Source organism: Companilactobacillus hulinensis, from assembly GCF_003946555.1.
Taxonomy (GTDB): Bacteria; Bacillota; Bacilli; order Lactobacillales; family Lactobacillaceae; genus Companilactobacillus; species Companilactobacillus hulinensis.
On sequence record NZ_RHOO01000004.1, the window covers coordinates 15,304 to 40,775 of the forward strand.

The 25,472-nt window shown below is 37.7% G+C and carries 28 protein-coding genes, 1 other RNA gene and 1 other annotated feature; of the genes, 5 read left to right on the forward strand and 24 right to left on the reverse strand.

Annotation, left to right across the window (positions count from 1 at the left end; translation table 11 throughout):
* Positions 1-2 precede the first annotated feature (2 nt).
* From EKM66_RS03340 to EKM66_RS03455, 24 genes are all read right to left on the reverse strand, one after another.
* Positions 3-326 (reverse strand): cyclic-di-AMP receptor, encoded by a 324-nt coding sequence (locus EKM66_RS03340; RefSeq protein ID WP_125761695.1) that lies wholly within the window; start codon positions 324-326, stop codon positions 3-5.
* 1 nt (position 327) lies between these two features.
* The gene (gene tmk, locus EKM66_RS03345) at positions 328-978 is read right to left on the reverse strand and encodes a dTMP kinase (RefSeq protein WP_125761697.1); all 651 of its coding nucleotides are present in this window, start codon (positions 976-978) and stop codon (positions 328-330) included.
* Positions 979-1,301: 323 nt separating this feature from the next.
* Positions 1,302-1,589: a YaaL family protein gene (locus tag EKM66_RS03350; RefSeq protein ID WP_125761699.1), complete on the reverse strand. Its 288-nt coding sequence runs from the start codon at positions 1,587-1,589 to the stop codon at positions 1,302-1,304.
* Between the two features lies 1 nt (position 1,590).
* A complete protein-coding gene (recR, locus tag EKM66_RS03355) occupies positions 1,591-2,190 on the reverse strand; it encodes a recombination mediator RecR (protein ID WP_125761701.1) in 600 nt (199 codons plus the stop codon).
* 3 nt (positions 2,191-2,193) lie between these two features.
* Positions 2,194-2,523 (reverse strand): YbaB/EbfC family nucleoid-associated protein, encoded by a 330-nt coding sequence (locus EKM66_RS03360; protein ID WP_125761703.1) that lies wholly within the window; start codon positions 2,521-2,523, stop codon positions 2,194-2,196.
* Positions 2,524-2,994: 471 nt separating this feature from the next.
* Positions 2,995-4,728, reverse strand: coding sequence for a DNA polymerase III subunit gamma/tau (gene dnaX / locus EKM66_RS03365; RefSeq protein ID WP_125761705.1), 1,734 nt, complete (start codon positions 4,726-4,728; stop codon positions 2,995-2,997).
* Positions 4,729-4,810: 82 nt separating this feature from the next.
* An RNA gene (gene ffs, locus EKM66_RS03370) (signal recognition particle sRNA small type) lies at positions 4,811-4,893 on the reverse strand.
* Between the two features lie 30 nt (positions 4,894-4,923).
* Positions 4,924-5,412 carry a nucleoside deaminase gene (locus tag EKM66_RS03375; protein WP_164505029.1) on the reverse strand — a complete coding sequence of 163 codons (489 nt, stop codon included), beginning with the start codon at positions 5,410-5,412 and terminating at the stop codon, positions 4,924-4,926.
* A 4-nt stretch (positions 5,413-5,416) separates the two neighbouring features.
* Positions 5,417-6,019 carry a class I SAM-dependent methyltransferase gene (locus EKM66_RS03380; protein ID WP_125761709.1) on the reverse strand — a complete coding sequence of 201 codons (603 nt, stop codon included), beginning with the start codon at positions 6,017-6,019 and terminating at the stop codon, positions 5,417-5,419.
* 90 nt (positions 6,020-6,109) lie between these two features.
* The gene (gene rplL / locus EKM66_RS03385) at positions 6,110-6,478 is read right to left on the reverse strand and encodes a 50S ribosomal protein L7/L12 (protein WP_125761711.1); all 369 of its coding nucleotides are present in this window, start codon (positions 6,476-6,478) and stop codon (positions 6,110-6,112) included.
* A 33-nt stretch (positions 6,479-6,511) separates the two neighbouring features.
* Positions 6,512-7,018, reverse strand: a complete 507-nt coding sequence (rplJ, locus tag EKM66_RS03390) for a 50S ribosomal protein L10 (protein ID WP_125761713.1) — start codon at positions 7,016-7,018, stop codon at positions 6,512-6,514.
* Positions 7,019-7,063: 45 nt separating this feature from the next.
* Positions 7,064-7,181 (reverse strand) — a sequence feature (ribosomal protein L10 leader region).
* Between the two features lie 30 nt (positions 7,182-7,211).
* Positions 7,212-7,892: a 50S ribosomal protein L1 gene (gene rplA / locus EKM66_RS03395; RefSeq protein ID WP_125761715.1), complete on the reverse strand. Its 681-nt coding sequence runs from the start codon at positions 7,890-7,892 to the stop codon at positions 7,212-7,214.
* Positions 7,893-7,982: 90 nt separating this feature from the next.
* Positions 7,983-8,408 carry a 50S ribosomal protein L11 gene (gene rplK / locus EKM66_RS03400; protein ID WP_125565663.1) on the reverse strand — a complete coding sequence of 142 codons (426 nt, stop codon included), beginning with the start codon at positions 8,406-8,408 and terminating at the stop codon, positions 7,983-7,985.
* 125 nt (positions 8,409-8,533) lie between these two features.
* A complete protein-coding gene (nusG, locus tag EKM66_RS03405) occupies positions 8,534-9,073 on the reverse strand; it encodes a transcription termination/antitermination protein NusG (protein ID WP_125761717.1) in 540 nt (179 codons plus the stop codon).
* A gap of 98 nt (positions 9,074-9,171) precedes the next feature.
* Positions 9,172-9,360 (reverse strand): preprotein translocase subunit SecE, encoded by a 189-nt coding sequence (secE, locus tag EKM66_RS03410; protein ID WP_125761719.1) that lies wholly within the window; start codon positions 9,358-9,360, stop codon positions 9,172-9,174.
* A gap of 13 nt (positions 9,361-9,373) precedes the next feature.
* Positions 9,374-9,523 (reverse strand): 50S ribosomal protein L33, encoded by a 150-nt coding sequence (gene rpmG / locus EKM66_RS03415; protein WP_125761721.1) that lies wholly within the window; start codon positions 9,521-9,523, stop codon positions 9,374-9,376.
* An 85-nt stretch (positions 9,524-9,608) separates the two neighbouring features.
* The gene (locus EKM66_RS03420; RefSeq protein ID WP_125761723.1) at positions 9,609-10,160 is read right to left on the reverse strand and encodes a hypothetical protein; all 552 of its coding nucleotides are present in this window, start codon (positions 10,158-10,160) and stop codon (positions 9,609-9,611) included.
* A 185-nt stretch (positions 10,161-10,345) separates the two neighbouring features.
* A complete protein-coding gene (rlmB, locus tag EKM66_RS03425; RefSeq protein ID WP_125761725.1) occupies positions 10,346-11,119 on the reverse strand; it encodes a 23S rRNA (guanosine(2251)-2'-O)-methyltransferase RlmB in 774 nt (257 codons plus the stop codon).
* The gene (locus EKM66_RS03430) at positions 11,109-11,513 is read right to left on the reverse strand and encodes a Mini-ribonuclease 3 (RefSeq protein WP_125761727.1); all 405 of its coding nucleotides are present in this window, start codon (positions 11,511-11,513) and stop codon (positions 11,109-11,111) included. The genes rlmB and EKM66_RS03430 overlap by 11 nt, the downstream gene beginning before the upstream one ends.
* A complete protein-coding gene (cysS, locus tag EKM66_RS03435; RefSeq protein WP_125761729.1) occupies positions 11,506-12,909 on the reverse strand; it encodes a cysteine--tRNA ligase in 1,404 nt (467 codons plus the stop codon). The genes EKM66_RS03430 and cysS overlap by 8 nt, the downstream gene beginning before the upstream one ends.
* A gap of 79 nt (positions 12,910-12,988) precedes the next feature.
* A complete protein-coding gene (gene gltX / locus EKM66_RS03440; protein ID WP_125761731.1) occupies positions 12,989-14,485 on the reverse strand; it encodes a glutamate--tRNA ligase in 1,497 nt (498 codons plus the stop codon).
* Positions 14,466-15,743, reverse strand: a complete 1,278-nt coding sequence (locus EKM66_RS03445; RefSeq protein WP_125761733.1) for a PIN/TRAM domain-containing protein — start codon at positions 15,741-15,743, stop codon at positions 14,466-14,468. Before EKM66_RS03445 ends, gltX begins: the two co-directional genes overlap by 20 nt.
* A 25-nt stretch (positions 15,744-15,768) precedes the next feature.
* Positions 15,769-17,139, reverse strand: a complete 1,371-nt coding sequence (gene radA, locus EKM66_RS03450) for a DNA repair protein RadA (protein ID WP_125761734.1) — start codon at positions 17,137-17,139, stop codon at positions 15,769-15,771.
* Between the two features lie 26 nt (positions 17,140-17,165).
* Positions 17,166-17,708 (reverse strand): dCTP deaminase/dUTPase family protein, encoded by a 543-nt coding sequence (locus EKM66_RS03455; protein ID WP_125761736.1) that lies wholly within the window; start codon positions 17,706-17,708, stop codon positions 17,166-17,168.
* A gap of 132 nt (positions 17,709-17,840) precedes the next feature.
* Here EKM66_RS03455 and EKM66_RS03460 point away from each other — a divergent pair, with 132 nt between their 5' ends.
* From EKM66_RS03460 to EKM66_RS03480, 5 genes are all read left to right on the forward strand, one after another.
* Positions 17,841-18,140, forward strand: coding sequence for a GNAT family N-acetyltransferase (locus tag EKM66_RS03460; protein WP_125761738.1), 300 nt, complete (start codon positions 17,841-17,843; stop codon positions 18,138-18,140).
* Positions 18,141-18,830, forward strand: a complete 690-nt coding sequence (gene rpiA / locus EKM66_RS03465) for a ribose-5-phosphate isomerase RpiA (protein ID WP_125761740.1) — start codon at positions 18,141-18,143, stop codon at positions 18,828-18,830. It abuts the gene before it with no gap.
* Positions 18,831-18,857: 27 nt separating this feature from the next.
* On the forward strand, positions 18,858-20,201 hold the full coding sequence (locus EKM66_RS03470; RefSeq protein ID WP_125761742.1) for a C1 family peptidase: 1,344 nt from the start codon (positions 18,858-18,860) through the stop codon (positions 20,199-20,201).
* A gap of 595 nt (positions 20,202-20,796) precedes the next feature.
* On the forward strand, positions 20,797-23,220 hold the full coding sequence (locus tag EKM66_RS03475; protein WP_125761744.1) for a Xaa-Pro dipeptidyl-peptidase: 2,424 nt from the start codon (positions 20,797-20,799) through the stop codon (positions 23,218-23,220).
* A 129-nt stretch (positions 23,221-23,349) separates the two neighbouring features.
* On the forward strand, positions 23,350-25,434 hold the full coding sequence (locus EKM66_RS03480; protein WP_125761746.1) for a KUP/HAK/KT family potassium transporter: 2,085 nt from the start codon (positions 23,350-23,352) through the stop codon (positions 25,432-25,434).
* The last annotated feature ends 38 nt before the right edge of the window (positions 25,435-25,472 follow it).

The window sequence follows — 25,472 nt, forward strand, 5'->3', positions numbered from 1 at the left end:
CTTTAAAATCTTACAAATTTATCCACAGGTAGGATAAAACAAGTAGCTCCTCCAACTTCAACTTCAACTGGGTCACTGATTCCGGCAGCTTCTGGTAAGGCAAATGTTGAAGTCACAAATTGAGTTCTTGTGTGACAAGTCTTCTTGATAACTTCAAGTGCAGAATCAACCTTATCATCTTCAGCACCAATGATAAATGTTGAGTTACCGGCCTTTAAGAATCCACCAGTAGAAGGAAGTCTTGTTGCTCTGAAGTCAGCTTTTACAAGATGTGATTGTAACTGTTGACTATCTTTGTCTTGGACAATGGCTAAAATTACTTTCATATTATTTTCCTCCATTAAATACATTTGGAAATCTATCAATAATTACTTTTAATGCATCATCAACTACCTTTTCAGGCGATTGCTCAGCGTTGATACTCTTTATTCTATCAGGATTAGCTGCTACTAAGTCAAGATATGCGTCATGAACACGTTTGTGGAAACTCAAAGCTTCCTTCTCCAAGCGATCCATTTCACCCTCATGATCCTTACGAATTCTTGATAATCCTACTTCTGGTGAAATATCAAAATAAATCGTTAAGTCTGGGACTGTTCCATCGATAGCGAAGTCATTTATTTCAGCAACTTCTTTCGTACCAATTTCACGTCCACCACCTTGGTACGCAATAGAACTGTCTACGAATCTATCACTAAGCAGAATCTTATTATCTGCTAAGGCTGGTCTGATAATATCCACAACGTGTTGACGACGAGCTGCAGCATATAGCAAAGCTTCTGTTCTATCATCCATTTTTTCATCATGAATTGCCAAAATAATTTTTCTGATTTGTTCAGCTATTTCACTACCACCTGGTTCTCTAGACATCAATACTTCCTGTTTAGTACGTTCTTTTAGTAATGGTAATAAGGCATTCAGAGCCGTAGTTTTTCCGGCTCCATCTGGTCCTTCAAAAGATATGAATAATCCTGACATCTGGTACTCTCCCCTTTTAATGCATTGGTTCCATTTTACTTGATATTAGTATATCGGTAAAGGAAACTAATTGGTTTTAAAAAAAAGGGAGTGAAACAAAGCATGTTCAACTTTCTATAATTACGAAAATAGCCCCAGTAATCCAACTTTGGATTACCAGGGCTATTGTTTTAAGCGGAAAAATCTACCGTTTTTTTCATATTTTGCTAAAACGCGCTTACAAAAGACAACACCCTGTGCTTGCTACGAATAGTAACTTCGCCACTTCGTGGCAAAGTTACTATTCTAGGCAATGCTCGGGTGTTACCGTCTTTTGACACGCTCTACCAATGTTTCTCAGCTCGGCTTGGTTGTTTCAAGAACGTATCTTCATCACCGAAAATAATATCCGTAGTCTGTTTAGCCTGTGCTTTACGGCGTCTTGCTTCTAAATACAAAAATTGATATTTAGCACGATCAATTCTTAAATGTAATCGTGTATCATCAGTAACTTCCAATGAATTATTCATCAATCTTTGCGTATTACTAATACGTCCCTGGATATCATGAATGCTGTCCATCAGACGGTCATTTTCAATCTTTTCCACACTAGCTTTTCTCTTACCAAACATGTTAGATCTCCCTGCGTCCTAGCACAGCACTCTTCAAGGTCATCTCGTCTGCGTATTCAATATCAGAACCGATAGCCAATCCATGTGCAAGCCTAGTTACTTTGATGCCTGCCGGTTTTACCAACTTGGCTAGATATTGCGCAGTTGCCTCTCCTTCAGGAGTTGCATTCGTTGCAATAATCAATTCTTGAACTTTGCTGTTATCACGTAATCGATTCAACAACATCTTAATGTTCAAGTCTTCTGGACCTACACCATCAACCGGAGATAATACCCCTCCTAGAACATGATACAATCCGTTATAACTATTCATGTCATCAATTGACATGATATCTTTTGGTTGTTCAACGACCAAGATAGTCGTTTGATCACGATTCTTATCAGTACAAATTGAACAGATTTCATCAGTTGTAATATTTCCACAGATCTTGCATGATTTCAAATCTGTCTTAGCAGACATCAAATTATCGGCAAATTCCTGTACCTGACTCTTATCCATGCCCAATGTAAAGAACGCCATTCTTGTAGCCGTTTTACGACCAATTCCTGGCAATGTCATATAACTATCAATTAATTTTGAAATTGGCTCTGGATATTTCATTGATTACATCAACCCGTTTGTGTATTTGCCTAACTTAGCATCTTTATCTTTGTCGACCTTTGAGAATCCATCATTCAATGCATCGATAAGCATATCTTGCAATGTATCAGGATCATCTGGATCAATAATCTTTTCATCGATTTTTAAATCTAAAACTTTTTTATCGCCATTCATTTTAACAACTGCAAAGTCATCAACTGAGTGACCCTCATATTCAGTTTGGCTCAATTGCTCTTGTGCTGCAGCAACCTCTTTTTGCATCTTTTGGGCTTGGCGCATGATATTGGCCATGTTGCCACCCATTCCACCCATATTTGGCATTCCTTTACTCATTGTAAGTTCCTCCAATTTATTAATCATTAAATTATTGTTGTGGTTTTCGACTCCGGTTACGAAGTATTTCATCTGCCGTGCGGACCGGTTCGAGTCAAAGTCTCTCACCTCGACTTGAAGCTTTGCTTTGCAAATCTCCAAGTTCGTCCTGTGGCTTCACCACACTCACGGCTGATGAAATATTCATAACCTCCGTCTAGTTTTGTATGATACTTGTACTCTATTCAATCCTATCAAACATGAATAGAATGTCCATAAACCGGAAGTCAGAAATAATAATTCAGCTGTGATAGTGCTGTTGGATGGCGATTTTCTATCCTTACAGCACAGGACGACTTTTGAAATCTGCGGTCTGAGCAGAGTTCAAAATCGAGACTTCAGACCTTGGCTGAAGTCGGTCCCACAGCAGAATAATTATTTCTGACTGCAGGTGTACCCAACAACAGACTTACTATTTCGACTGTAGGTGTACTAGTCGTCCTTAACCTCAACCACACCATCATCACCAAACAATTTTAACGCTTCATCGACAGTTGGATCAGTCTTTTTTTGTTCCTGCTTTGATTCTACATTTCCAGGCTTACTTAAATCAATATTATTATCAATATATTCCTTACGAACTACAGGCCATTGAGCCTTTGGCACTAGAACAATTTGATAATCCTTTTTCAATAACTTGCTTACATTATTAGTAAGTTCATCAATGAACTCATGATCTTCCTGAGCCTTTTCAAACCACATCTCATAATCAAACGCTACAACTATTCCATTATCACAGGCAGCTACCGGATCAGATACACTCATGATCGACCTTTGTGTAACTGACAACATACTCATCAGGTCAGGCCAAATATCCTTGACCGTAAGCAGATCCTTCTTAGTAGCATTTTCCAATACTTGGTAAATCGCCGTTTTATTAACTCGAACTCCCCCTGCACGTTTAGCAGGTTTAGGTTTAGAAACCTTTGTCGTATTGCCATTATTGGTTTGACTAGATAATTGCTGGATCTCTTGTTTAAGATTAGCAATTTCTCCACTCAATTTATCAACTTTGGTATTATCCACCGCAGGTACCTCAGGGGTATGTTGTTGAACAGGCGCAGCTATCGGTTGTTGTTGAATCTTTGGTTCACTGATTTTTACAGTCAGAATTTCCATGTAAACATCAGTTTGATTAGAGTTCTTTAAGTTCTTCTGAGTCGCACTAACTTGATCAACAATGTAGAACAATCTTGCATTGTCGAACTTGTCAGCAATTTGTAACAACTCATCCGTCATAACTGACTTATCCATCTGATTCGATAAGTCAGAATTAGAATTATACAGAATCAAATTACGACAGACACGGATTATCATCTCTGTAAAACGCATTGCCGATCGACCACTAGCAAGTATCTGATACAGACTAGTTAACGCATCAGCTGGACGATTATCAGCAATTGCCGTCATATAAGAAACAATCTGTTCGTTACTCAGAGCACCAGTAACTTCCTGAGCATTTTTCAATGTTAACTCATCATCGCCATAAGACAATGCCTGATCCAAAATACTTAAGGCATCACGCATTCCACCCTCAGCAGATGCAGCAATAATATTCAACGCTTCTTCATCATACTTAATATTTTTATCATTCAAGATATAAGTCATACGTTCCAAAATATCTTGACGGGAAATTCTTCTAAAAGTAAAACTTTGTGTTCTAGATATAATTGTTGCGGGAATCTTTTGCGGTTCAGTTGTCGCAAGAATGAACATTACGTTCTCAGGTGGTTCCTCCAATGTCTTTAACAACGCATTGAAGGCTCCTTGAGAAAGCATATGAACTTCATCAATAATATAAACCTTAAACTTGGCTTCAGTTGGAGCGTATTTGACCTTATCACGGATGTCACGAATCTCTTCAACACCATTATTAGATGCGGCATCGATTTCGATAACATCATTCAACCGATTCTCATTAGCGGCACGACAAATCTCGCACTCATTACAAGGCTCACCATCATGCGGATTCAAACAATTTACCGCCTTAGCAAGAATTTTTGCACAAGACGTTTTACCAGTACCACGAGGACCACTGAACAAATAGGCATGACTGGTCATATTACTAGCAACCGCATTACGCAATGTCTGCGTAATAACGCCTTGACCAATTACATCTGAAAAAGTTTGGGGACGCCAAACTCGATATAGTGCTTGATATGCCATACTTCCTCCTTGCATTAATCACAGTACTTAAATTTTACCACAAAAAAACTCCTAATCTAAAAGATTAGGAGGCTAATTTACATAACAAAAGGCACATGGTACAACTCACTTAGTGCTGCTTTCTTCCGAATCTGACACGATTCGTAAGAGCACCATTGCCCTAAGGCCTTTCGGCAATAACTATCATACTATAAATTAATTATTTTTGCTACTCTTACGGCGGATTTCTCTAAAGAAGTTTCGCAAAAGATCTCCAGTTTCTTGTTCTTTAACATTCGCTAAGACTTCTGGTTGGTGATTATAGCGGGTTTCAGCAAGCAAATTGTTAATTGAACCGACTGATCCAGCCTTGGGGTCACTGGCACCAAAAATAACCTCTTCAATCCGACTGTTAATAATGGCACCCGCACACATTGGACAAGGCTCCAGCGTCACAAATAAACTAGTATGTTCTAACCTCCAACTACCAACCGCATGACAAGCTTGTTCAATAGCAATAATTTCTGCATGTTTGATAGCATCTTGAGTCTCTTCACGTTCATTTGATCCACGCCCGATTATTTCACCAGTCTGATTATTTACGATGATACAACCGATGGGAACTTCTGCTCTGTCTTGAGCCTTGACGGCTTCAGCAATTGCTTCGTCCATATAACTATTAATTTGTTCCTCTGAAAAAATCATCTAACTAAGCCAACTCACTTCTCAAAATATAATATCCTTTATCACGTGTAACAACTTCAACATTTCCATAAGTTGCATCCATCAATTTTTTGGCTGATGGAGCTCCTTGTTTCTTCTGAATAACGATCCACAATTCACCATTATCAAGCAAGTGTTCCTTGGCATCACGAATTATTCCTGAAACAACATTCTTTCCAGCTCTAATTGGTGGATTAGAAACTATCAGAGCATACTTGTCTGTGACTTTTTCATAAACATTAGATTCAAAGATATTAACATTATTTACTTTGTTGGCCTTGGCATTCTTCTTAGCCAAATCCATAGCGCGAAGATTAACATCCGTCATATCAACAGTACGATTTGTTTGTTCTTTAGCAAGTGATAATCCAATTGGTCCATAACCACATCCAACATCCAAAATATTACCAGCTGGAATATCATCAAAATTAATTGCCTCAATTAAAACACGGGAGCCAAAATCGACAGTTTGTCTCGAAAAGACACCACTATCTGATGTAAATGTAAAATTATTATTTCTCAGCGTAAAATTAAAATCTTTTAGTTCGTGTTCCAGATCCTCTGAATTTTCAAAATATTGATTAGCCATATTTGTTTCCTTTCTGAAAGCGAAAATGAGGACAAAAAAATAATCCTCTTACGAGGATTAATTTTATCATAATAAACTTATAAAAAGTTATTATTTCAATGTAACTGTTGCGCCAACAGCTTCAAGTTTTGACTTCATGTCTTCAGCGTCAGCCTTAGCAACGCCTTCCTTGATAACCTTAGGAGCACCGTCAACAAGGTCCTTTGAGTCTTTCAAGCCAAGTCCAGTGATACCACGAACTTCCTTGATAACCTTAACCTTTTCTTGACCTGCTTCTGTAAGTTCAACATCGAATGAATCCTTTTCAGCAGCATCGTCGCCACCAGCAGCAGCACCTGCAGCAACAGGAGCAGCAGCTGTAACGTCAAATTCTTCTTCGATAGCCTTAACAAGGTCGTTAAGTTCTAGAATTGAAGCATCTTTTAAATCATCGATAATCTTTTGTGTATCTAAAGCCATTTTAATGTCCTCCAAATTATGTTTGTTTTTTAATTAAGCAGCTGGTTCGTCGTCTTTCTTTTCAGCAACAGCCTTAACAGCCAATGCGAAGTCGCGAACTGGAGCTTGTAATACAGATACCAACATAGATAGCAAGCCATCTCTGTTTGGTAGTGTTGCAAGTGCTTGAATTTCTTCAAGTGTAGCAGCTTTACCTTCGATGATTCCACCCTTGATTTCAACGGATTCAACATCTTTGGCAAACTTAGCAGCAACCTTTGCAGGTGCAACTGGATCTTCTTCAGAATAAGCGATGGCTGTTGGGCCAACGAAGAATTCTTCAAGTCCTTCTAATCCGGCTTCTTCAGCAGCACGTCTTAAGACAGTGTTCTTGATAACCTTCATAGTTGCGCCTTGCTCACGTAATTCGGCACGCATAGCAGTAGCTTGTTCAACAGTAAGACCTAAGTAGTCAACAACAATAACTGACTTAGCATCCTTAAGGTTAGCAGCAACTTCTGTAACGAGTGCTTCTTTTTGAGCTAATTTTTCTTGCTTCATTATTACGTTTCACCTCCACAATTTATTTAGTTAACTCTACAAATTTCGGCTAAAATAAAATCTCTGTGCCCGAAAGACACAGAGATTAAGTAACAATCTTCTGGCCTCGGCAGGATATTAAGATTCACATCACCTGAGTCTTCGGTAGAAATCAACTATTGTACATTATCATTATTTTGGTTATAAGTCAACACTAGGCGTTGATTTTTAGACCAGGGCCAAATGTTGATGTCATATTAACACTAACAATATAGTTACCCTTCAATGATGCAGGACGTGCCTTTGCGATAGTTTCGTAGAATGCGTTAAAGTTAGCAGCAATCTTCTCAGTATCGAATGACAACTTACCGATAGGTGCGTGGATCAAACCATTAGGATCTACACGGTAAGTAACTTGTCCAGCCTTAATATCGTTAACAGCCTTTGTAACATCCATTGTTACGGTACCTGTCTTAGGGTTAGGCATCAAACCTTTAGGTCCAAGTACACGACCTAAACGTCCAACCTTAGCCATCATTGGTGGTGTTGCAACAGCAACATCAAAGTCCAACCAGCCGTCTTGAATCTTTTCAACAAGGTCATCTGAACCAACGATGTCAGCACCAGCTGCTTCAGCAGCCTTAGCTTGTTCACCTTCAGCAAAAACGATAACTTTTTGTGATTTACCTGTTCCGTTAGGTAGAACAAGGGCACCACGAATTTGTTGATCAGCTTGTTTTGGATCTACATCCAAATTAATAGCAACCTCAACAGTTGCGTCAAATTTTGCGTAATTTACTTTCTTTAGTAAGTCAGCAGCTTCTGTAGCAGTGTAAGTCTTATCCTTATCCACTTGCTTCATAGCTTCAATATATTTTTTTCCATGCTTAGCCATGCTAAGTTCCTCCTTGCTTTGTGGTCTATTGGGGATTTTCCCCTCCCACTTGTTAAGAATACTTTCATATTCCTGTAAACTGCTTATTGTCTAGTCTTCTACTGTAAAGCCCATACTTCTTGCAGTACCAGCAACCATACGCATTGCAGATTCAACACTGGCAGCGTTTAGGTCTTTCATCTTGGTTTCAGCAATTTCGCGAACTTGGTCGTTTGTGACAGTGGCAACCTTGTTCTTGTTAGGTTCGCCAGAGCCTTTTTCAACGCCGGCAGCCTTCTTCAATAGAACTGCTGCAGGTGGTGTCTTTGTAACGAAGTCGAATGAACGATCTTCGTATACAGAGATAACAACGGGAATGATCATTCCTTGTTGATCTGCTGTACGTGCATTGAAGTCCTTTGTAAAGGCAACAATGTTAATACCAGCTTGTCCCAAAGCAGGACCAACTGGTGGAGCTGGAGTAGCCTGTCCAGCAGGAATTTGTAATTTTACTACGTTAGCAACTTTTTTAGCCACGGTGCATACCTCCTTAATCCGTGATGTGGTCATATTGAGAATTTAAATTTTCTCTCCCACATGTACGTTCAAAAAACATACCGTATTATAATAGCACGGATTAAATCCTTTATCAATATTATTTATTATTTTTGTACATCGCTAAAAGCGACTTCGGCACTTGTCATACGACCGAACATATCAACGTCAACTTTAAGCTTGTCGTGATCTGCATCGATTTCTGTAACTTTACCTGACATATTAGCAAATGGTCCTTCAACGATTGTAACGTTCTCGCCAACTTCAAAGTCGTTTCCGGCTTGAACACTAATACCTAGATCATTAAGAATATGATCGATTTCTTCTGGCAATAATGGTGCTGGCTTACTACCTGAACCGTGACTTCCAACGAATCCTGTAACACCAGGTGTATTACGAACAACGAACCATGATTCATCACTCATAACCATTTCAACCAGAACATATCCTGGGAAAGTCTTCTTCATTTCTGTCTTTTGTTTACCGTTCTTTGTTTCTGTTTCTTCTTCTTCAGGAACAACTGCACGGAAAATGTAATCTTCCATACCCATTGATTGAGCACGTGATTCCAAGTTTTCCTTAACTTTGTTTTCGTAACCTGAATAGGTATGTAGAACATACCATTGTTTATCGCCAGCTTCAGCCATAATTTCCTCCAAAAAAATCAAAATAAAAAAACCTCGAACAGAGTCGAAGTTTTTCTTCATTAATTCAATCATATCAAATTATTGAATTAGTTACAATCTTATTTGCTTCCCATTACAAAATGTTGTAGTAAAGCAACTAGTCCCCAGTCAACGGCTGCGAAAAAGATTGCATACAACAATGATGTTGCTACAACGGTCCATGTATCACGTCTATTTTCCTTTGCAGTAGGCCAAACAACTACTTTCATTTCATCTTTGACACTACCAAAAAATTTAAATAATTTCATTTAGTCCTCCAGATTAGCGTGTTTCTTTATGCAATGTGTGCTTACCACAATGCTTACAAAATTTTTTAACTTCAAGGCGTTCAGTTCTATTAGGATTCTCAGAAACTGTATAATTTCTTGATCCACAAACGCTGCAAGCCAATGCTACTTTTCTTAATCCCATGAGTTTCTCCACGTTCTATGCAGTTATATATCTTTATTATTATAGATTCTTCAACCCAAAATGTCCATGACAATAAGATGACAAATTATAAATACTGCATTATCTTCATTCTGCATCGATTCGCTGCGCGATTCAATTGTTTTGAATTACATCCACCTATATCACATGCAATTTGTAATTTTAACTCCCCTAATAAAAACTGCAAGGCTACTAACTCCAATTTACTCAAATCAGAAATTGCCTCTTCAAGATAACTAGAGGTATCTAGTAAGTGAACGTAATTTTGAATGAATTCCGTAGAATTATCATCAGCGATTATTTTTTCGTAAGAACAGGCGAACTGATTGGCTTGTCGCTTAAAAGTGTTCTCTCTTCTTACAATATCAATAATGTGATTCTTGAATTTCAGTTTAAAAAAACTGCCAAACTTAGAACCACTAGCACCATCAAAAATTAAGCAAGTTGCATAACAGACCATCAGAGCTTCTTGGTACCAATCGTTGCGATCATATAATCCTATTTTGTATTGAAAATACAAATTGTCGATCATTGGTCGATATCTATCGACTAGCGATTCTAACGCAGTATCATTCTTCTCCTTTACTAATCTAATTAGTTCTATTTCAAAAGAATTCATAAAACAACCCCTATAATTTTTTTATGAATGGTTTTTCTATTTAAAATTATCATGGATTAAATGGCATTTTAAGAGAACGTTTGTTTACAAAAAGTTCGTTAGAGTTTTAATTCTCTGATAAATTAAAACAATATTACAAAAAAAGATCTCACTTTAATAAGTGAAATCTTTGTATGCGTGTTTCATTATTTACCATTTCTAGATGCAAATGCTTGATATAACAGTACACCAGTAGCAACACTAGCATTCAAACTTTGAACGTGTCCAACCATTGGAATACTCAAAGTCTGGTCAACTTGCTTCTGTACCAATGGCGATACTCCCTTGCCTTCATTACCAATAACCAAAGCAACAGCGCCTTTGGCATTCCAATCACGATAATTTTGGCCTTCCATAGCAGTACCGAATACCCACACGTTTTGTTTCTTCAAATCATTGATCGTATTAACTAGATTAGTTACACGAACAACCGGAACGTGCTCAATTGCACCTGTTGACGTCTTAGCAACAACAGATGTCAATCCAGTACTGCGATGCTTAGGAACGATGATTCCATGCACACCGACTGCATCAGCCGTTCTCATGATAGATCCTAAGTTATGTGGATCTTCAATTCTATCAAGAATCAAAATGAATGGATCTTCGTTCTTAGCCTTTGCAGCTTTGAAGATATCATCCAATTCTGCATATTGATAAGGTGCAATGTAAGCTCCCATTCCTTGATGATTTCCACCATTACTGATGTCATCTAATTTTGTCTTTGGAACTTCTTGAACAATCAACTTACTACGTTTAGCAAGTTCAATTATTTCACCAATATGTGAACTCTTAAGTCCTTTTTGAACAAGAACTTTATTCACACGTTGACCAGCAGTTGGTGATTTTAACAGTTCAACAACTGAATGGTGACCAAAGACTAATTCACTTTCTTCGGTATTATTACTTGAATTATTCTGCATCTGTTTCCCCCGACTCTACTTTTTTAATACACCATTTTGCAAGTTCTGCAACACGGTCTTTTTGATCACTAACATCAAGATACCCGAATAGTGCTTCAAACCCCGTTGACATATGATATGTAACAACGCTGGTATTCTTTGCCTTGGTATATTTCTTTGCATTACGACCATTTTTATAAACTCTAACTTCTTCATCGGACAAGATATTCTCGTCCAACATTAATGTTATCAAGGCTGCTTGTGCCTTAGCTGAAACATAATGTGTTGCTCTGTTTTGTAACTGGTTAACTTTGGTAATATCCAAATCAAGAAGATGTTCACGAATGAATACTTCATATACAGCATCCCCAAGATATGCCAAAGTAACGCCGTTCAATTGTTCAATCTTAACCATCTATATGCCACCGTGTTCCTTGTGGAGTATCCTCAAGAATTACTCCCATTTCTTTTAATTTATCACGAAGTTCATCACTAGTTGCGAAGTCCTTGTCAGCACGAGCTTGATCACGCTTCTCAACCATTTCTTGAATCTCTTCAGAAAGATCTTGCTTATCACTGAATTGAATTCCTAGAATTCCTGAAAGGCTTGCTAATTCATTCAAAATATACTTAGCACTATCAGCATTAATACTATCTTGAGAACTGTAATTATTTGCCAAAGCTACTAATTCAAAAATTTCAGTAATACCATTCTGAACGTTGAAGTCATCATTCATGGCATCCTTGAACTTACTTGTGATTTCGTCTACTTGTGACTTAATATCATCGACTGATCCATCGGCTCCATCTAATCTGAAGTTCAAATTATTATAAGCAGTCTTGATTCTTTCATAATTATCAGCTGCTTTTTGTAAATTAGATTTAGAATATTCCAATGGTCGACGGTAATGTGTTGAAGAAAGGAAAAATCTCAATACTTGCGGATCAATATCCTTAACCAGGTCATGAACAGTAACGAAGTTTCCGAGCGACTTGCTCATCTTTTCGTTATTCTCAACAGTTACGAATCCGTTATGCATCCAATAGTTAACAAACTTCTGACCAGTTCTTGCTTCACTCTGAGCAATTTCATTCTCATGATGTGGGAACTCTAGATCTTGACCACCACCGTGAATATCAAACGTATCGCCTAAGTATTTCGTCGACATAACTGAACATTCAATGTGCCATCCAGGACGTCCTTCTCCCCATGGTGAATTCCATTTGATCTCACCGGGTTTGGCTTTCTTCCACAACGCAAAATCAATTGGATCTTGCTTCTTATCAAACTCCGCATCACCGATATGTTCGCTAGCACCTTGAACTAATTGATCAATGTTTTGATCGGACAACTCACCATAATGTTTGAACTTACGTGCACGATAGAATACATCGCCATCTGATTCATACGCATAATCTTTATCTACCAAATCAGAAATAAAATTGATAATTTCTTCAATGTTATCAGTAGCGCGGGGATTAACCGTAGCACGTTGAACATTCAGCTTATCAATATCTTCAAAGAATGCCTTGATAAACTTGTCGGCAACTTCTGGGACAGTAATATTTTCACGATTAGCTTCCTTGATCATTTTGTCATCGACATCAGTAAAGTTAGAGACAAACTTCACTTTATAGCCTAAATACTCCAAATAGCGACGGACAGTATCAAAAGCAACGATGGAACGAGCATTACCAATATGAATATAGTTATAGACAGTAGGTCCACAGACATACATATTAACCTCGCCGGGAGTGATTGATTTGAATTCTTCTTTTTCACGGGTTAACGTGTTGAATATTTTTAGCATAAATTCTCCTTTCTACAACAAAAGAGAGATTGAGGCAAAACAAAAGTTTTCCTTCAACCTCTCATTTAAAATATGTTTTTTATTTCATTTGATCCAAAGTCTTGTCAATATTTGACAATGATTTTTCTTTACCAATCAATTCAATAGCTTCAGCAATTGCTGGGCCATGCATTGTACGTGTAGCAGCAATTCTAGCTGGCATATAAAGTTTTCTACCTTTAACACCTGTATCTGCACGAACTCCTTGAATAGCAGCCATGATTTGTGTAGCTGTGAAACGATCAAGTTTTTCTAACTTGCTACGTAAGTCTTCAATTGCCTTACGTGAATCGTCATCAACAAGTTCTTTTTGTTCGTCATCAGTCAATACATCTGGTTGGTTAAAGAAGATATCTGATAATTCAACGATTTGTTGAGTATATGACATTTGTGGCATATAAAGTTCTGTCAAATGTCTTACCCATTGAATTGTATTTGTATCTGGGTTAGCAGGAATACGTTTTGCTTCAATTAAGTTTTCAAGTACTAAGTCAGTAATTTCACTGACATCAGCAGTCTTAACGTATTGGTTATTTACCCATTCAAGTTTCTTTTGATCGAACTTAGCTGGTGATTTACTCAAACGATTCTCATCAAAAATCTTGATGAATTGCTTGCGATTGAATAATTCATCTTCACCAACTGGTGACCATCCAAGTAAGGCAATGAAGTTAAACATTGCTTCTGGAAGGTAGCCTAAAGCACGATATTGTTCAATAAATTGTAGGATTGATTCGTCACGTTTACTTAACTTCTTACCTGTTTCAGTGTTGATAATAAGTGTCATGTGACCGAACTTTGGTGCTTTCCAACCTAAATCTTCATAGATCATTAATTGCTTTGGAGTGTTGGCAACGTGGTCATCACCACGAAGAACATGACTGATTTCCATCAAGTGGTCATCAATAACAACGGCAAAGTTGTATGTTGGCATACCATCACGCTTTTGAATAACCCAGTCTCCACCGATTGTATCTGAATCGATTGAGACTTTGCCTTTAACGATGTCATCCCATTCGTATGTTTTGCCCTTTGGTACATGGATTCTGATAACTGGTGTCAATCCGGCATCTTTTGCTTCTTGGATCTTAGCTGCCTTTTCTTCTTCAGTCATTCCAGCAAATTCATACTCATAATGAGGCATTTCGCCATTGGCTTCTTGTTCTTCACGCATCTTAGTAAGCTGTTCTTCAGTCAGATATGATTCGTAAGCTAGTCCCTTATCAAGTAATTCTTGAATATATTTTTGATAAATGTCTTTTCTTTCAGATTGACGATATGGACCGTAATCTCCACCGACATCTGGACCTTCATCCCAGTCAACACCTAACCATTTAAGGTTCTCAAGTTGACTCTGTTCTCCACCTTTAACGTTACGTTTTGTATCTGTATCTTCGATACGGATTACAAAAGTACCCTTGTGACTTCTTGCAAATAGGTAATTAAAGATAGCTGTTCTAGCATTACCAATGTGTAAATGTCCTGTTGGACTTGGTGCATATCTCACACGAATTTTATTATCTGACTTTTTTGCCATTTCTACGTTCTCCCCTTTGATTTCTAGAATTGTTCTTAGAGTTCTTATTGGCATTATTAGAGCTCTGCTTTGAACTATTCTTCTTATTACTATTGTTACTGTTGTTACCTGTATTACTTGTGTTGCTTTGGATACCATTCATTGAATGTTTAGGCTTAGCAAATATCATTTTACCAGCATCTGTCTGTAATGCACTAGTTACAACGACATCAACTTGCTTGTCGATGAAGTATTTACCATCTTCGACAACCACCATTGTACCGTCTTCCAGATATGCGACACCTTGTTCACGTTCAGTACCCTCTTTAATTACTTTAACAGTCATTGTTTCGCCTGGCAAAACCATAGGTTTCAATACCTTAGCTAATTCATTGATGTTGAGCACTTTAACGTTCTGAAATTCACTGACCTTACTTAAATTATAGTCATTTGTAAGAACAGCACCACCTATTTCTTTGGCCAACTTGAGTAATTTCATGTCAACCTCAGGAATATTATCGTAATCACGAGTAGTTGTTTCTATATTAATAGTTTGATCCATCTTCATCTCATTCAAGATATCAAGTCCACGGCGACCACGCTCACGCTTCTGATTGTCACTTGAATCTGAAATCAATTGTAATTCATGAACGACAAAATCAGGTATCATGATTTTACCTTCAAGGAATCCTGTCTGAGCTAATTGATGAATACGACCATCAATAACGACTGATGTGTCAACAATTTTATATGGATAAAAATCTTTTTTAACTGAACGACGTAAGACTTCTCCGTCGTAATCCATATCTTTTTTATCTTCTGTTTCAGCAACTGTTTCAGCTGCCTTACGCTTAGTTAAGGAGAAACTCTTCCAATCATTTCTTCTACTTGTACCCATTCTGAATCCAATGAATCCAAAGATGATCATCAAAATTGGTGGGACAATATCAGCAAACATGTTGTGCATCATATAGAAAGGAATGGAGATAATGTTTGCTAGGATCAATCCTCCAATCAAGAATAGCGAACCAAAAATGATCCAACCAGGTGAACGAGAGTTCAAGTATTTTTCTATTCTAGTATTTAAATCTGTAATAGGTTTAATAAATAGAAACGACAGTAAATAAAATATAATTAGTCCAATAAGTCCGTTAACATAGCCGTTATTTAATAAACGTACACTATCTAATCCTGCAACGATCCACAATGCCGGCAGCAACGTAATACCGACTGCTAAGCCAAACAATGCGAAGACTGCATTAATAATATATTTTCGCATATATAAATATATACCTCCTCAGTTTTTAATTAAAAATTTTGTTCATAGCTTCAAGAACCGTACTTACACCAATAATTTGAATCTTGTTATTCTTAGTCCAATCACCAAGATTATTCTTGGGTACAAAGATTCGTTGGAAACCTAACTTCTCAGCTTCATTAACACGCTGATCGATTCTATTAACACGGCGAACTTCACCAGTCAAACCAACTTCACCTACAAAACAGTCTGTGGCAGGGATACCTAGGTTCTTATAACTAGATGCTATTGACATTGCTAGGGCCAAGTCGATTGCTGGTTCATCTAATTTTACACCACCAGTTGACTTAAGATAAGCATCTTGGTTTTGTAACATCAAATTACCACGCTTCTCTAAAACAGCCATTATAACAGAAACTCGATTATGGTCCAGTCCAGTTGCTGTTCTCTTAGCATTACCAAAGATAGTTGGTGTGATCAATGACTGAATTTCAACCAAGATTGGTCGTGTTCCTTCCATTGAAACAACAACTGCAGATCCATTAGCATCTTTAAGACGCTCTTCAAGGAAAATCTCAGATGGATTGGCGACTTCAATTAGACCTTTAGTCTGCATCTCAAAAATACCAATTTCATTGGTTGAACCAAAACGGTTCTTAACCGAACGCAATATTCTATAGCTATGATGAGTATCTCCCTCAAAGTATAGAACAGTATCAACCATGTGTTCCAGTATTTTAGGACCAGCAATAGCTCCACCTTTAGTAACATGTCCAACAACAAACACCGTGATATTTTGTTGTTTGGCAATATTCATCAGTTCAGCAGTAACTTCTCGAACCTGTGAAATACTTCCTACAGCAGATGTAATCTCTGGTTCATCCATTGTTTGGATAGAATCAATAACCAAATAATCAGGATTCATAGTATTGATCTGATCACGAATATAACTCATGTCAGTTTGAGGATAAATGTATAGTTCATCCCCTGTTACGCCAAGTCTATCCGCACGCATCTTGATCTGTGAAGCACTCTCTTCACCAGATACATACAACACCTTACCACCAGTTTTTTGAAGCTGACCTGAAACTTGCATTAATAAAGTAGATTTACCAATACCAGGATCACCACCGATAAGAATAAGTGAACCTGGTACAATACCACCACCAAGTACACGGTTGAGTTCTGACATATCAGTTTTAACGCGTGGTTCCTTTTCAAAAGAAACATCATTTATTTTAATAGGATGAGAATCCAAATCACTAGTACGGCGACTTGGTGTAGCCTTGGCTGATTCAGTGTGTTCCACTTCCTCAACCATTTGATTCCATGCGCCACAATTAGGACAACGACCCAAGTATTTAGGTGAAACATATCCACAATTCTGACAAACAAATTTTGATTTAGCTTTAGCCAATAAAATATTTCCTTTCTATAGTTACATTATAATCCGGAAGAACCGAATCCGCCTTGGCGTTCCTTCAACCCACCCTCATCTTCGTCAGTAGTCAAATACTTCATGAAAATTCCTTGGGCCAAACGTTCACCTTTTTTGATTTTATAATCGAATGGGAAGAAATTGATCAATTGAACAAACATTTCCCCTTCATTGCCATCATTATTATAGTAATCAGCGTCAACAACCCCAATACCATTGGGAATTGATAGTCCTCGTTTAAGCGGATTACTTGAACGACTGGCAATAATTAACACTTCATCATCTTGCATAAAAGCCTTGATTCCGGTTGGAACTAAGACGGGCTTAATATTTTTTTGAACTTCTTTAATTTTGGCATCATCAAGATTGCCTTTACTAAAAATAAATTTAATAACATTCAAAACACCGAACTTCCACATTGAAGGAACTACAAAATCTTCAGCACTTTCAATGTCATACCCAGCGGCATTTTTAGTTTGACGTACTGGTAAATTGATACCCGCATCTTTATATTTTGATACTATTTCAAAGCCACGTTTTTTAGTCAAATCGGCACTCTCCCATTGTCATTAGATACTTAAAATAATAGCATTTATACTCTTATAAAACTATTGATTAGACTGACTTTCTCCCATTAATAGGGTAATATTAAAGTAAATCTAATTTAGAGGGGGTAGTTTATGGAAATAAAGCAAGAAGACGGTCGTTTCTACATTGAGGATAAAGAATTGGTCGGTGAAATAACATACTCACCTGTTAAAGATGGAATTATTTCAATTGACCATACTTTCGTTAACGAGAACTATCGTGGACAAGGTATTGCTGGAAAACTTCTAAATGAGGTTTTGAGTTATGCAGACAGGGAAAATTTAAAAATTGTTCCTGTGTGTTCATACGCTAAGTTCTCATTTAAGAACAAACCAGAGATACGTTATTTATTAACAGAGAATTACCGCAAACTTTTGGAGGAGGAAAAATAGTTGAATCAAGATGAATTAAAGAAAGCCGTCGGTATCAAATCCGTTGACTTCATTGAAAGTAATACAGTTGTTGGATTAGGTACCGGATCTACTGTTTATTATATGATTGAAGAACTTGGTAAAAGATATCAAGCTGGTGAAATCAAAAATATCGTTGGTGTAGCAACTTCTTCACGTTCTCAAAAACAAGCTGAGGGCCTTGGCATTCCAATGAAAGACTTGAATGATGTCGATCATATCGACTTAACTATTGATGGTGCCGATCAAATCGACAAGAACTTCCAAGGAATCAAGGGTGGTGGTGCTGCTCACCTTCTCGAAAAGATGGTTGCCACAAACTCACACAAGAATATCTGGATCGTAGATCAATCTAAGATGGCTGATACTCTTGGAAGCTTCCCACTACCTCTTGAAGTTATTCCATTTGGTTGCGAAAAGACTTTTTCTGACCTCAAAAAAGAAGAGTTAAATCCAGAATTTCGTTTGGATGACAATGGAAACAGAGTTTTGACTCACAACAAGAATTACGTAATCGACTTGAAGATGGGTAAAATTACACATCCTCACTTATTAGCTGATTGGCTAGATCATCAAGTAGGCATCGTTGCTCATGGATTATTCCTAGATTTGGTTAATACTGTAATTGTTGGTTATGACGATGGTCCAAAAGTTATCAAAGATGTAAGATAGTAGCAATAAATAAAAGGGAGAGATTATATGTCAAAAGAAATTACTTCAAATGATTTAGAAAAATTTCAAACTGCCTTTGAACAAACACCAGGTTCATCAGCAATTAAAAACGCCGTTGCTAACAACGGTATATTAGCATCAAGTGAGACTGTTGCTTCTAAAGTAGCAATGGACCCTACATTCTCAGTTGAATTAGATACTGGTACCGTTTCTGATCAAAAACAATCAGGACTATGCTGGGTGTTTGCTGCCTTGAACACAATGAGACACCCTATCCAAAGCAAGTTTAAGATTAAAGGTTTCGAACTTTCAGAAGGATACATGTTATTCTGGGACAAATTAGAGAAATCTAACTTCTTCTACGAAAATGTTATCAATACAGCTGCCCTACCAGTTGGTGACCGTAAAGTTGACTTCTTAATGACAACACCTCAACAAGATGGTGGTCAATGGGACATGATCATGGCCCTTGTTCAAAAATATGGTGTAGTTCCTAAGAGCGTAATGCCTGACACATATAGTAGAACAAAGTCTTCAGAACTTAACACAGTTCTTAATACCAAATTACGTAAGAACGCTATCACACTTCGTGCTTTAGTAAACGAAAACAAGTCTGATGAAGATATTGAACGTGCTAAAAACGAAATGCTTAGTGAAATTTACAAAATTTTGGTTTACACAGTCGGCGAACCACCTGCAAAATTCGACTGGGCATACCGTGATGATGACAAGAACTACCATAAAGAAACTGGCATCACACCACAAGAATTCTTCAAGAAGTACGTTGGCTGGGATCTAGACAACTACATCTCAACAATCAACGCACCAACTGATGACAAGCCATACAACCACGTCTACACAGTTGAAATGCTTGGTAACGTTCTTGGTGGACGTCAAGTACGTCACTTAAATCTTGAAATCAATGACTTCAAGAACCTTGCTGTTAAACAATTGCAAGATGGCGAAGCTGTTTGGTTCGGTAGTGATGTTGGTCAAAGCTCAGATCGTAAAATCGGTATCATGGATACAAATATTTACGATGTTGAAGGACTATTCAACACTGACCTATCAATGACAAAAGCCGAAAGACTAGATTACATCCAAAGCATGATGACACACGCCATGGTACTTACAGGAGTAGATTTGGACGAAAATGGCAAACCTACAAAATGGAAAGTTGAAAACTCATGGGGTGAAAAAGTCGGAACTAAAGGTTACTTTGTAATGAGTGACTCATGGTTTGACGAATTCGTTTACCAATTAGTTATCAACAAGAAGTACTTGAATGACGATCTAAAGAAGACATTTGAAACAGAGTCTAAAGAACCTAAAGTATTGGCACCTTGGGACCCAATGGGCGCATTAGCATAGATACAGAGAGTGGAACAAAACCGCTAACTTCTGAGCATTACCTAAAATAATGAAGGTGGCACGAAGTGGCACATTTATTATTCGTAGTAAGCGGAGGAAGTTGTTTTGTGTAACTCGTTTAGAGAGTGAAAAAGCCGGGAAATTCTGAGCACTGCCTAGAATGGCGAAGGTGACAACGTAGTTGGCGCATTTGTTATTCGTAGCAGACGCAGGAATTTGGCTTTTGCAACTCGTTTTAGAGAGTGAAAAAGCCGGGAAATTCTGAGCACTGCCTAGAATGGCGAAGGTGACAACGTAGTTGGCGCATTTGTTATTCGTAGCAGACGCAGGAATTTGGCTTTTGCAACTCGTTTTAGAGAGTGAAAAAGCCGGGAAATTCTGAGCACTGCCTAGAATGGCGAAGGTGACAACGTAGTTGGCGCATTTGTTATTCGTAGCAGGCGCAGGAATTTGGCTTTTGCAACTCGTTTTAGAGCGTCTTTTCAAACATTATAGAATCGCCAATAAAGGCACTACTTACCTAATGTAAGCAGTGTCTTTTTTTAATACCCCCAATACCCTATAATGAGACTTATAACATGGAGGAGTTGTTCATATGAAAAATAATCAATTTGCCATCCGTCCAACTGACTTTGACACACAGATACAAGAACTACAAAATATTCACTTTTTAACATCAGATAATGAAATGATTACTGACCCTATTGACCTATTCAAGAATTTTCTACAAATAGCCTTTGTCCAATCTCATTCCAAGGCTGTTTTCAAGCAAAAGCTGTCTACATACATGGCAACTCCTGATCAAGATGCATTTGAATACCTCAATTCTAGTTCAGAGCTTTCTGTAGATGCATTCTACAACGTTGCTCTTCAACTATTGGAATTCAATCCTGATGTAGATTTCACCTTTGAAGATCCATTGGGTGCAATGAAAAAGATTCAATTGAAAGTTGCAGACCATGAAGGAAATGTTCTTACTCTTAATGAATTAAAATCCGCTTGGTACTGGCTACTAGCTACTCATAATAAAAATGGCCATACTTTCATCGATTCATTAGCAGCAAAGGGTTATTTTGTACCATTTTATGGTGAAATTGGCGAACCATTGCTTTTTAACGGTAAATCAATGCCCGTCTTTGATCCTCATAAGATTATTCGTGAAGTAGTTTACGTTGAATCACCACAAGATACTGATGAAGACGGTAAGTTAGACTTGCTGAAAGCAGAAATACTCCGCCCTGCTGAATCTAATGACGGATTAAAAGTCCCTTCACTTTATACTGCAAGTCCATATAATCAAGGTACTAATGATGAAACTGGCGAGAAGTTGATGCATGACGTCAATATTCCGTTAACACATAAAGAACCAAATGACTTGAATTACGAAGATATTGAATACAAAGCACCAAATACCAAACTTCCCGAACCAAGAAAAGTTAATAGTTATGCTGAAGTAGCTGACGAAACATTTGCCAGAGAACAATCATACACATTGAACGACTACTTCTTAGCTCGTGGTTTTGCGGTAGTTTACGCAGCTGGTATCGGTACTAAGGATTCCGATGGTATTCGTACAACAGGTGACCCTGAAGAGACCACATCAACCATTGCAATCATCGAATGGTTGGCAGGCAATCGTCGTGCATTCACAAATAAGTATGACAACATCGAAATTAAAGCTTGGTGGTCAAACAAATCAGTCGCTATGACTGGTAGATCATATCTAGGTACACTTGCTACTGCCGCTGCAACTACCGGTGTTGAAGGACTGAAGACAGTAATCAGTGAAGCAGCAATTTCAAGCTGGTATGATTACTATCGTGATGGTGGATTGGTGATTGCTCCTGGAGGCTTCCCTGGCGAAGATGCAGATGTTCTGGCAGAAGAAACATTCAGCCGAAGACTCCAACCTGGAGACTTCCATAAGATCAAACCACTTTGGGATAAAAAATTAGCTGAGATAACTTTCGAACAAGATAGAACAACTGGAAACTATAATACTTTTTGGGACGCAAGAAATTATCATAAAAATTTCAAAAATATCAAAGCTGATGTATTGATGGTCCATGGATTAAATGACTGGAATGTTAAGCCAAGAAATGTCGAAAGATTGTGGAATGGTATACGTCATAACGGCGTTGTGCAAAAAATCATTTTACATCAAGGACAACATATTTATATCAACGCATTCCGTTCAATTGACTACACCGACATTATTAATTTGTGGTTAACACATGAGTTATTAGGTATCGATAACCAGGCTGAAAAAATCATTCCTGATGTAATCATCCAAGATAACGTCAAAACAGAAACATGGAACAGTTATACTGACTGGAGCAATGATAATAATCCAACAGTTCAATATGGATTATCAGCTGATAAGCTCGTTACAGCCCCTTCTACCAACGAGACATTGACATTCAATGACAAACTGGATGACGAATCATTCAAGCGTTACGTAAAGCATAACGATGACTGGCAAAAGGATTTGACTAATCTAACTAACAATAAGATGACAGATCATCGACTACTATTTACTACTAATAATATAGAAGAAACTATTATTGATGGAAAAGTAAATATCAATCTCAACGTGGCTTCAAGTAAGAATTTCGGTATGCTTAGTTTCCAATTGATCGACTATGGAAATGCCAAGAGATTCAATGTTTCTCCTACTCTATTAGCACACAATGGACTAGCTGGAACTTTTGATTGGCGTGAAGATGATCTGCGTGAATTTACACTTGGCAAACCAACAGATTATAAGATGATAACTAAAGGTCATATTAACTTGCAAAACCGTGAAAATACGTATAGAGTGAACAGCCTTGAACCAAATACTTTCTACCCTATCAAAGTTGAATTACAACCAACCTTCTATCGTATCCCTGAAGGGCACAAATTAGGATTGGTTATTTACTCAACTGACTTCGGCATGACTGTTCGCGGTAATCAAGATATTGAATACTCAATTCAAACGGAAGGTTCCAATATCATCGTGCCCGTGCATCGTGACTAGATGATTGGACCAGAATAGATTTTAACAATTAGAATAGGGTTCCTAACTAGACCAAAAATTTAAAGGTTCCATGCAATCATTTCTAATGTTATAATCGCCGTTGAACTGTTTAATTTGGAGATTATTTATATGGAAAAAAATCAATTAAATTCACTAAAAAATAACCCCCATTCAAAAATGAGTGCTGCAGGATTCCTGATTGCCTTAGGAATTGTTTACGGAGATATTGGTACTTCACCTCTGTACGTTATGCACTCATTAATGGTTGGGAATGGTGGACTAAGCAAAATGTCCACCAATTTTATTTTAGGTAGTGTTTCTTTAATATTTTGGACACTTACGATAGTTACGACTATCAAGTATGTGTTAATTGCTCTACGAGCTGATAACCGTGGTGAGGGTGGTATCTTTGCCCTCTATACTCTAGTTAGAAAGCGTGCTAAGTGGTTAATCATTCCGGCTATGATCGGTGGAGCTACCTTTCTAGCTGATGGTATGATGACTCCGGCTGTTACTGTTACTGCTGCAATTGAAGGACTGAAAGGTGTCAAATTTAATGGCAATATTTTGATCAGTAATCAAACACATGTCATTATCATAACTTTGATCATCCTTTCAACGTTGTTCTTCATTCAACGTTTCGGTACTCAACTTATCGGACGTGCTTTCGGTCCTATTATGTTAGTTTGGTTCTCTTTCCTCGGACTAATGGGAATCTATAATATTACCTTTGACTGGACTATCATTAGAGCCTTGAATCCTTACTACGCCATTGCATTACTACGTAGCCCTGCAAACATCCGTGGTATTTTCATTCTAGGAAGTATCTTCCTGGCAACTACTGGTGCAGAGGCATTGTACTCAGACATGGGACACGTTGGCCGTCCTAATATTTATACTAGTTGGCCTTTCGTCAAAATTTGTTTGCTACTCAGTTATTTGGGTCAAGCAGTCTGGTTGTTACGTCTTAAAAGTGACCCAGCCTTACAAGCAATGGGTTCAGCTATGAATCCATTCTATGAATCAATGCCATCTAACCTAAGATTATTTGGTATCCTACTATCCGCCATGGCTGCTATCATTGCTTCTCAAGCTCTGATTTCTGGTTCATACACACTAGTTTCTGAAGCAACAAAATTAAGAATCTTCCCTCGTTTAAAGACTTATTATCCAACTAATTTCAAAGGACAATTGTACATTCCAACTGTCAATTCAATTATCTGGGTAGTATGTTTGTTCATCGTAATATATTTCAAAACTTCCGAAAACATGTCCAATGCTTACGGACTTGAAATCACTATTACAATGCTTATGACGACAATTCTCTTGCACCAATGGTTATTGATGAAACGAGCGAACCGCTTCTTCTCAACCATTATTATTAGTTTCTTCTTTGTAATTGAAATCATCTTCTTTATCACCAACAGTAGTAAGTTTATCCATGGTGCTTATATCACAATGGGTATCGCCGCACTACTTATCATCGTTATGTTTATTTGGAGATATGGTGACAGATTGATGGATGACAATACATTTAGAAGTCACTTTGCATCATTGCTTGCTTTCAAACATCAACTAAATGACTTAAGAAAAGACCCAAGTTATCCTCTTTACACTACAAACTTGGTATATCTAACTAAGGTTCATGATGGATACAGAATTAAGAAGAATATCCTCTATTCAATCTTAGATAAACGTCCAAAACGTGCGGAAGTCTATTGGTTCGTAACAGTTAATGTTACTGATGAGCCTTACACAGCCGCATATAGTGTTGAAACATTTGATACTGATTACATGGTCAGTGTTCAACTCTATCTTGGATTCCGTGTCGATCAAAAGGTCAATGTCTACTTAAGACAGGTTGTTAACGACATGATGGCAAATGGTGAAATCAAACCGCAACCTCAAAAATATACAACCATCCCTGACCGTCAAGTTGGAGACTTCTCATTCGTTCTTATAAAGGAAGCTCTTTCACCTGATACTAAGATCAGCGGACTTAAAAAGACTATTATCCGTGCCCGTTTAGCTCTACAGAAGTTCATCTCTCCTGCTAACTGGTTTGGATTATCATATAGTGATGTAATCGAAGAACGTGTCCCACTTGTACTCGGAAAGATTTCAATGAATCGACTTCGTTTGGTACGTAAGGATCGTTCAGCATTACAAGATATTCCTATCGATCAACCAATTGATGACGACGATGACGAATAACACAAAAACGCTAATTTCCTGAAAAAGGAAATTAGCGT

Excerpts from the sequence above, each read along its gene's own strand:
- EKM66_RS03340 (WP_125761695.1), bottom strand. The coding sequence starts at position 326 with ATGAAAGTAATTTTAGCCATTGTCCAAGACAAAGATAGTCAACAGTTA.
- tmk (WP_125761697.1), bottom strand. The coding sequence starts at position 978 with ATGTCAGGATTATTCATATCTTTTGAAGGACCAGATGGAGCCGGAAAA.
- EKM66_RS03350 (WP_125761699.1), bottom strand. The coding sequence starts at position 1,589 with ATGTTTGGTAAGAGAAAAGCTAGTGTGGAAAAGATTGAAAATGACCGT.
- recR (WP_125761701.1), bottom strand. The coding sequence starts at position 2,190 with ATGAAATATCCAGAGCCAATTTCAAAATTAATTGATAGTTATATGACA.
- EKM66_RS03360 (WP_125761703.1), bottom strand. The coding sequence starts at position 2,523 with ATGAGTAAAGGAATGCCAAATATGGGTGGAATGGGTGGCAACATGGCC.
- dnaX (WP_125761705.1), bottom strand. The coding sequence starts at position 4,728 with ATGGCATATCAAGCACTATATCGAGTTTGGCGTCCCCAAACTTTTTCA.
- EKM66_RS03375 (WP_164505029.1), bottom strand. The coding sequence starts at position 5,412 with ATGATTTTTTCAGAGGAACAAATTAATAGTTATATGGACGAAGCAATT.
- EKM66_RS03380 (WP_125761709.1), bottom strand. The coding sequence starts at position 6,019 with ATGGCTAATCAATATTTTGAAAATTCAGAGGATCTGGAACACGAACTA.
- rplL (WP_125761711.1), bottom strand. The coding sequence starts at position 6,478 with ATGGCTTTAGATACACAAAAGATTATCGATGATTTAAAAGATGCTTCA.
- rplJ (WP_125761713.1), bottom strand. The coding sequence starts at position 7,018 with ATGAAGCAAGAAAAATTAGCTCAAAAAGAAGCACTCGTTACAGAAGTT.
- rplA (WP_125761715.1), bottom strand. The coding sequence starts at position 7,892 with ATGGCTAAGCATGGAAAAAAATATATTGAAGCTATGAAGCAAGTGGAT.
- nusG (WP_125761717.1), bottom strand. The coding sequence starts at position 9,073 with ATGGCTGAAGCTGGCGATAAACAATGGTATGTTCTACATACCTATTCA.
- secE (WP_125761719.1), bottom strand. The coding sequence starts at position 9,360 with ATGAAATTATTTAAATTTTTTGGTAGTGTCAAAGATGAAATGAAAGTA.
- rpmG (WP_125761721.1), bottom strand. The coding sequence starts at position 9,523 with ATGGGATTAAGAAAAGTAGCATTGGCTTGCAGCGTTTGTGGATCAAGA.
- EKM66_RS03420 (WP_125761723.1), bottom strand. The coding sequence starts at position 10,160 with ATGAATTCTTTTGAAATAGAACTAATTAGATTAGTAAAGGAGAAGAAT.
- rlmB (WP_125761725.1), bottom strand. The coding sequence starts at position 11,119 with ATGCAGAATAATTCAAGTAATAATACCGAAGAAAGTGAATTAGTCTTT.
- EKM66_RS03430 (WP_125761727.1), bottom strand. The coding sequence starts at position 11,513 with ATGGTTAAGATTGAACAATTGAACGGCGTTACTTTGGCATATCTTGGG.
- cysS (WP_125761729.1), bottom strand. The coding sequence starts at position 12,909 with ATGCTAAAAATATTCAACACGTTAACCCGTGAAAAAGAAGAATTCAAA.
- gltX (WP_125761731.1), bottom strand. The coding sequence starts at position 14,485 with ATGGCAAAAAAGTCAGATAATAAAATTCGTGTGAGATATGCACCAAGT.
- EKM66_RS03445 (WP_125761733.1), bottom strand. The coding sequence starts at position 15,743 with ATGCGAAAATATATTATTAATGCAGTCTTCGCATTGTTTGGCTTAGCA.
- EKM66_RS03460 (WP_125761738.1), top strand. The coding sequence starts at position 17,841 with ATGGAAATAAAGCAAGAAGACGGTCGTTTCTACATTGAGGATAAAGAA.
- EKM66_RS03470 (WP_125761742.1), top strand. The coding sequence starts at position 18,858 with ATGTCAAAAGAAATTACTTCAAATGATTTAGAAAAATTTCAAACTGCC.
- EKM66_RS03475 (WP_125761744.1), top strand. The coding sequence starts at position 20,797 with ATGAAAAATAATCAATTTGCCATCCGTCCAACTGACTTTGACACACAG.
- EKM66_RS03480 (WP_125761746.1), top strand. The coding sequence starts at position 23,350 with ATGGAAAAAAATCAATTAAATTCACTAAAAAATAACCCCCATTCAAAA.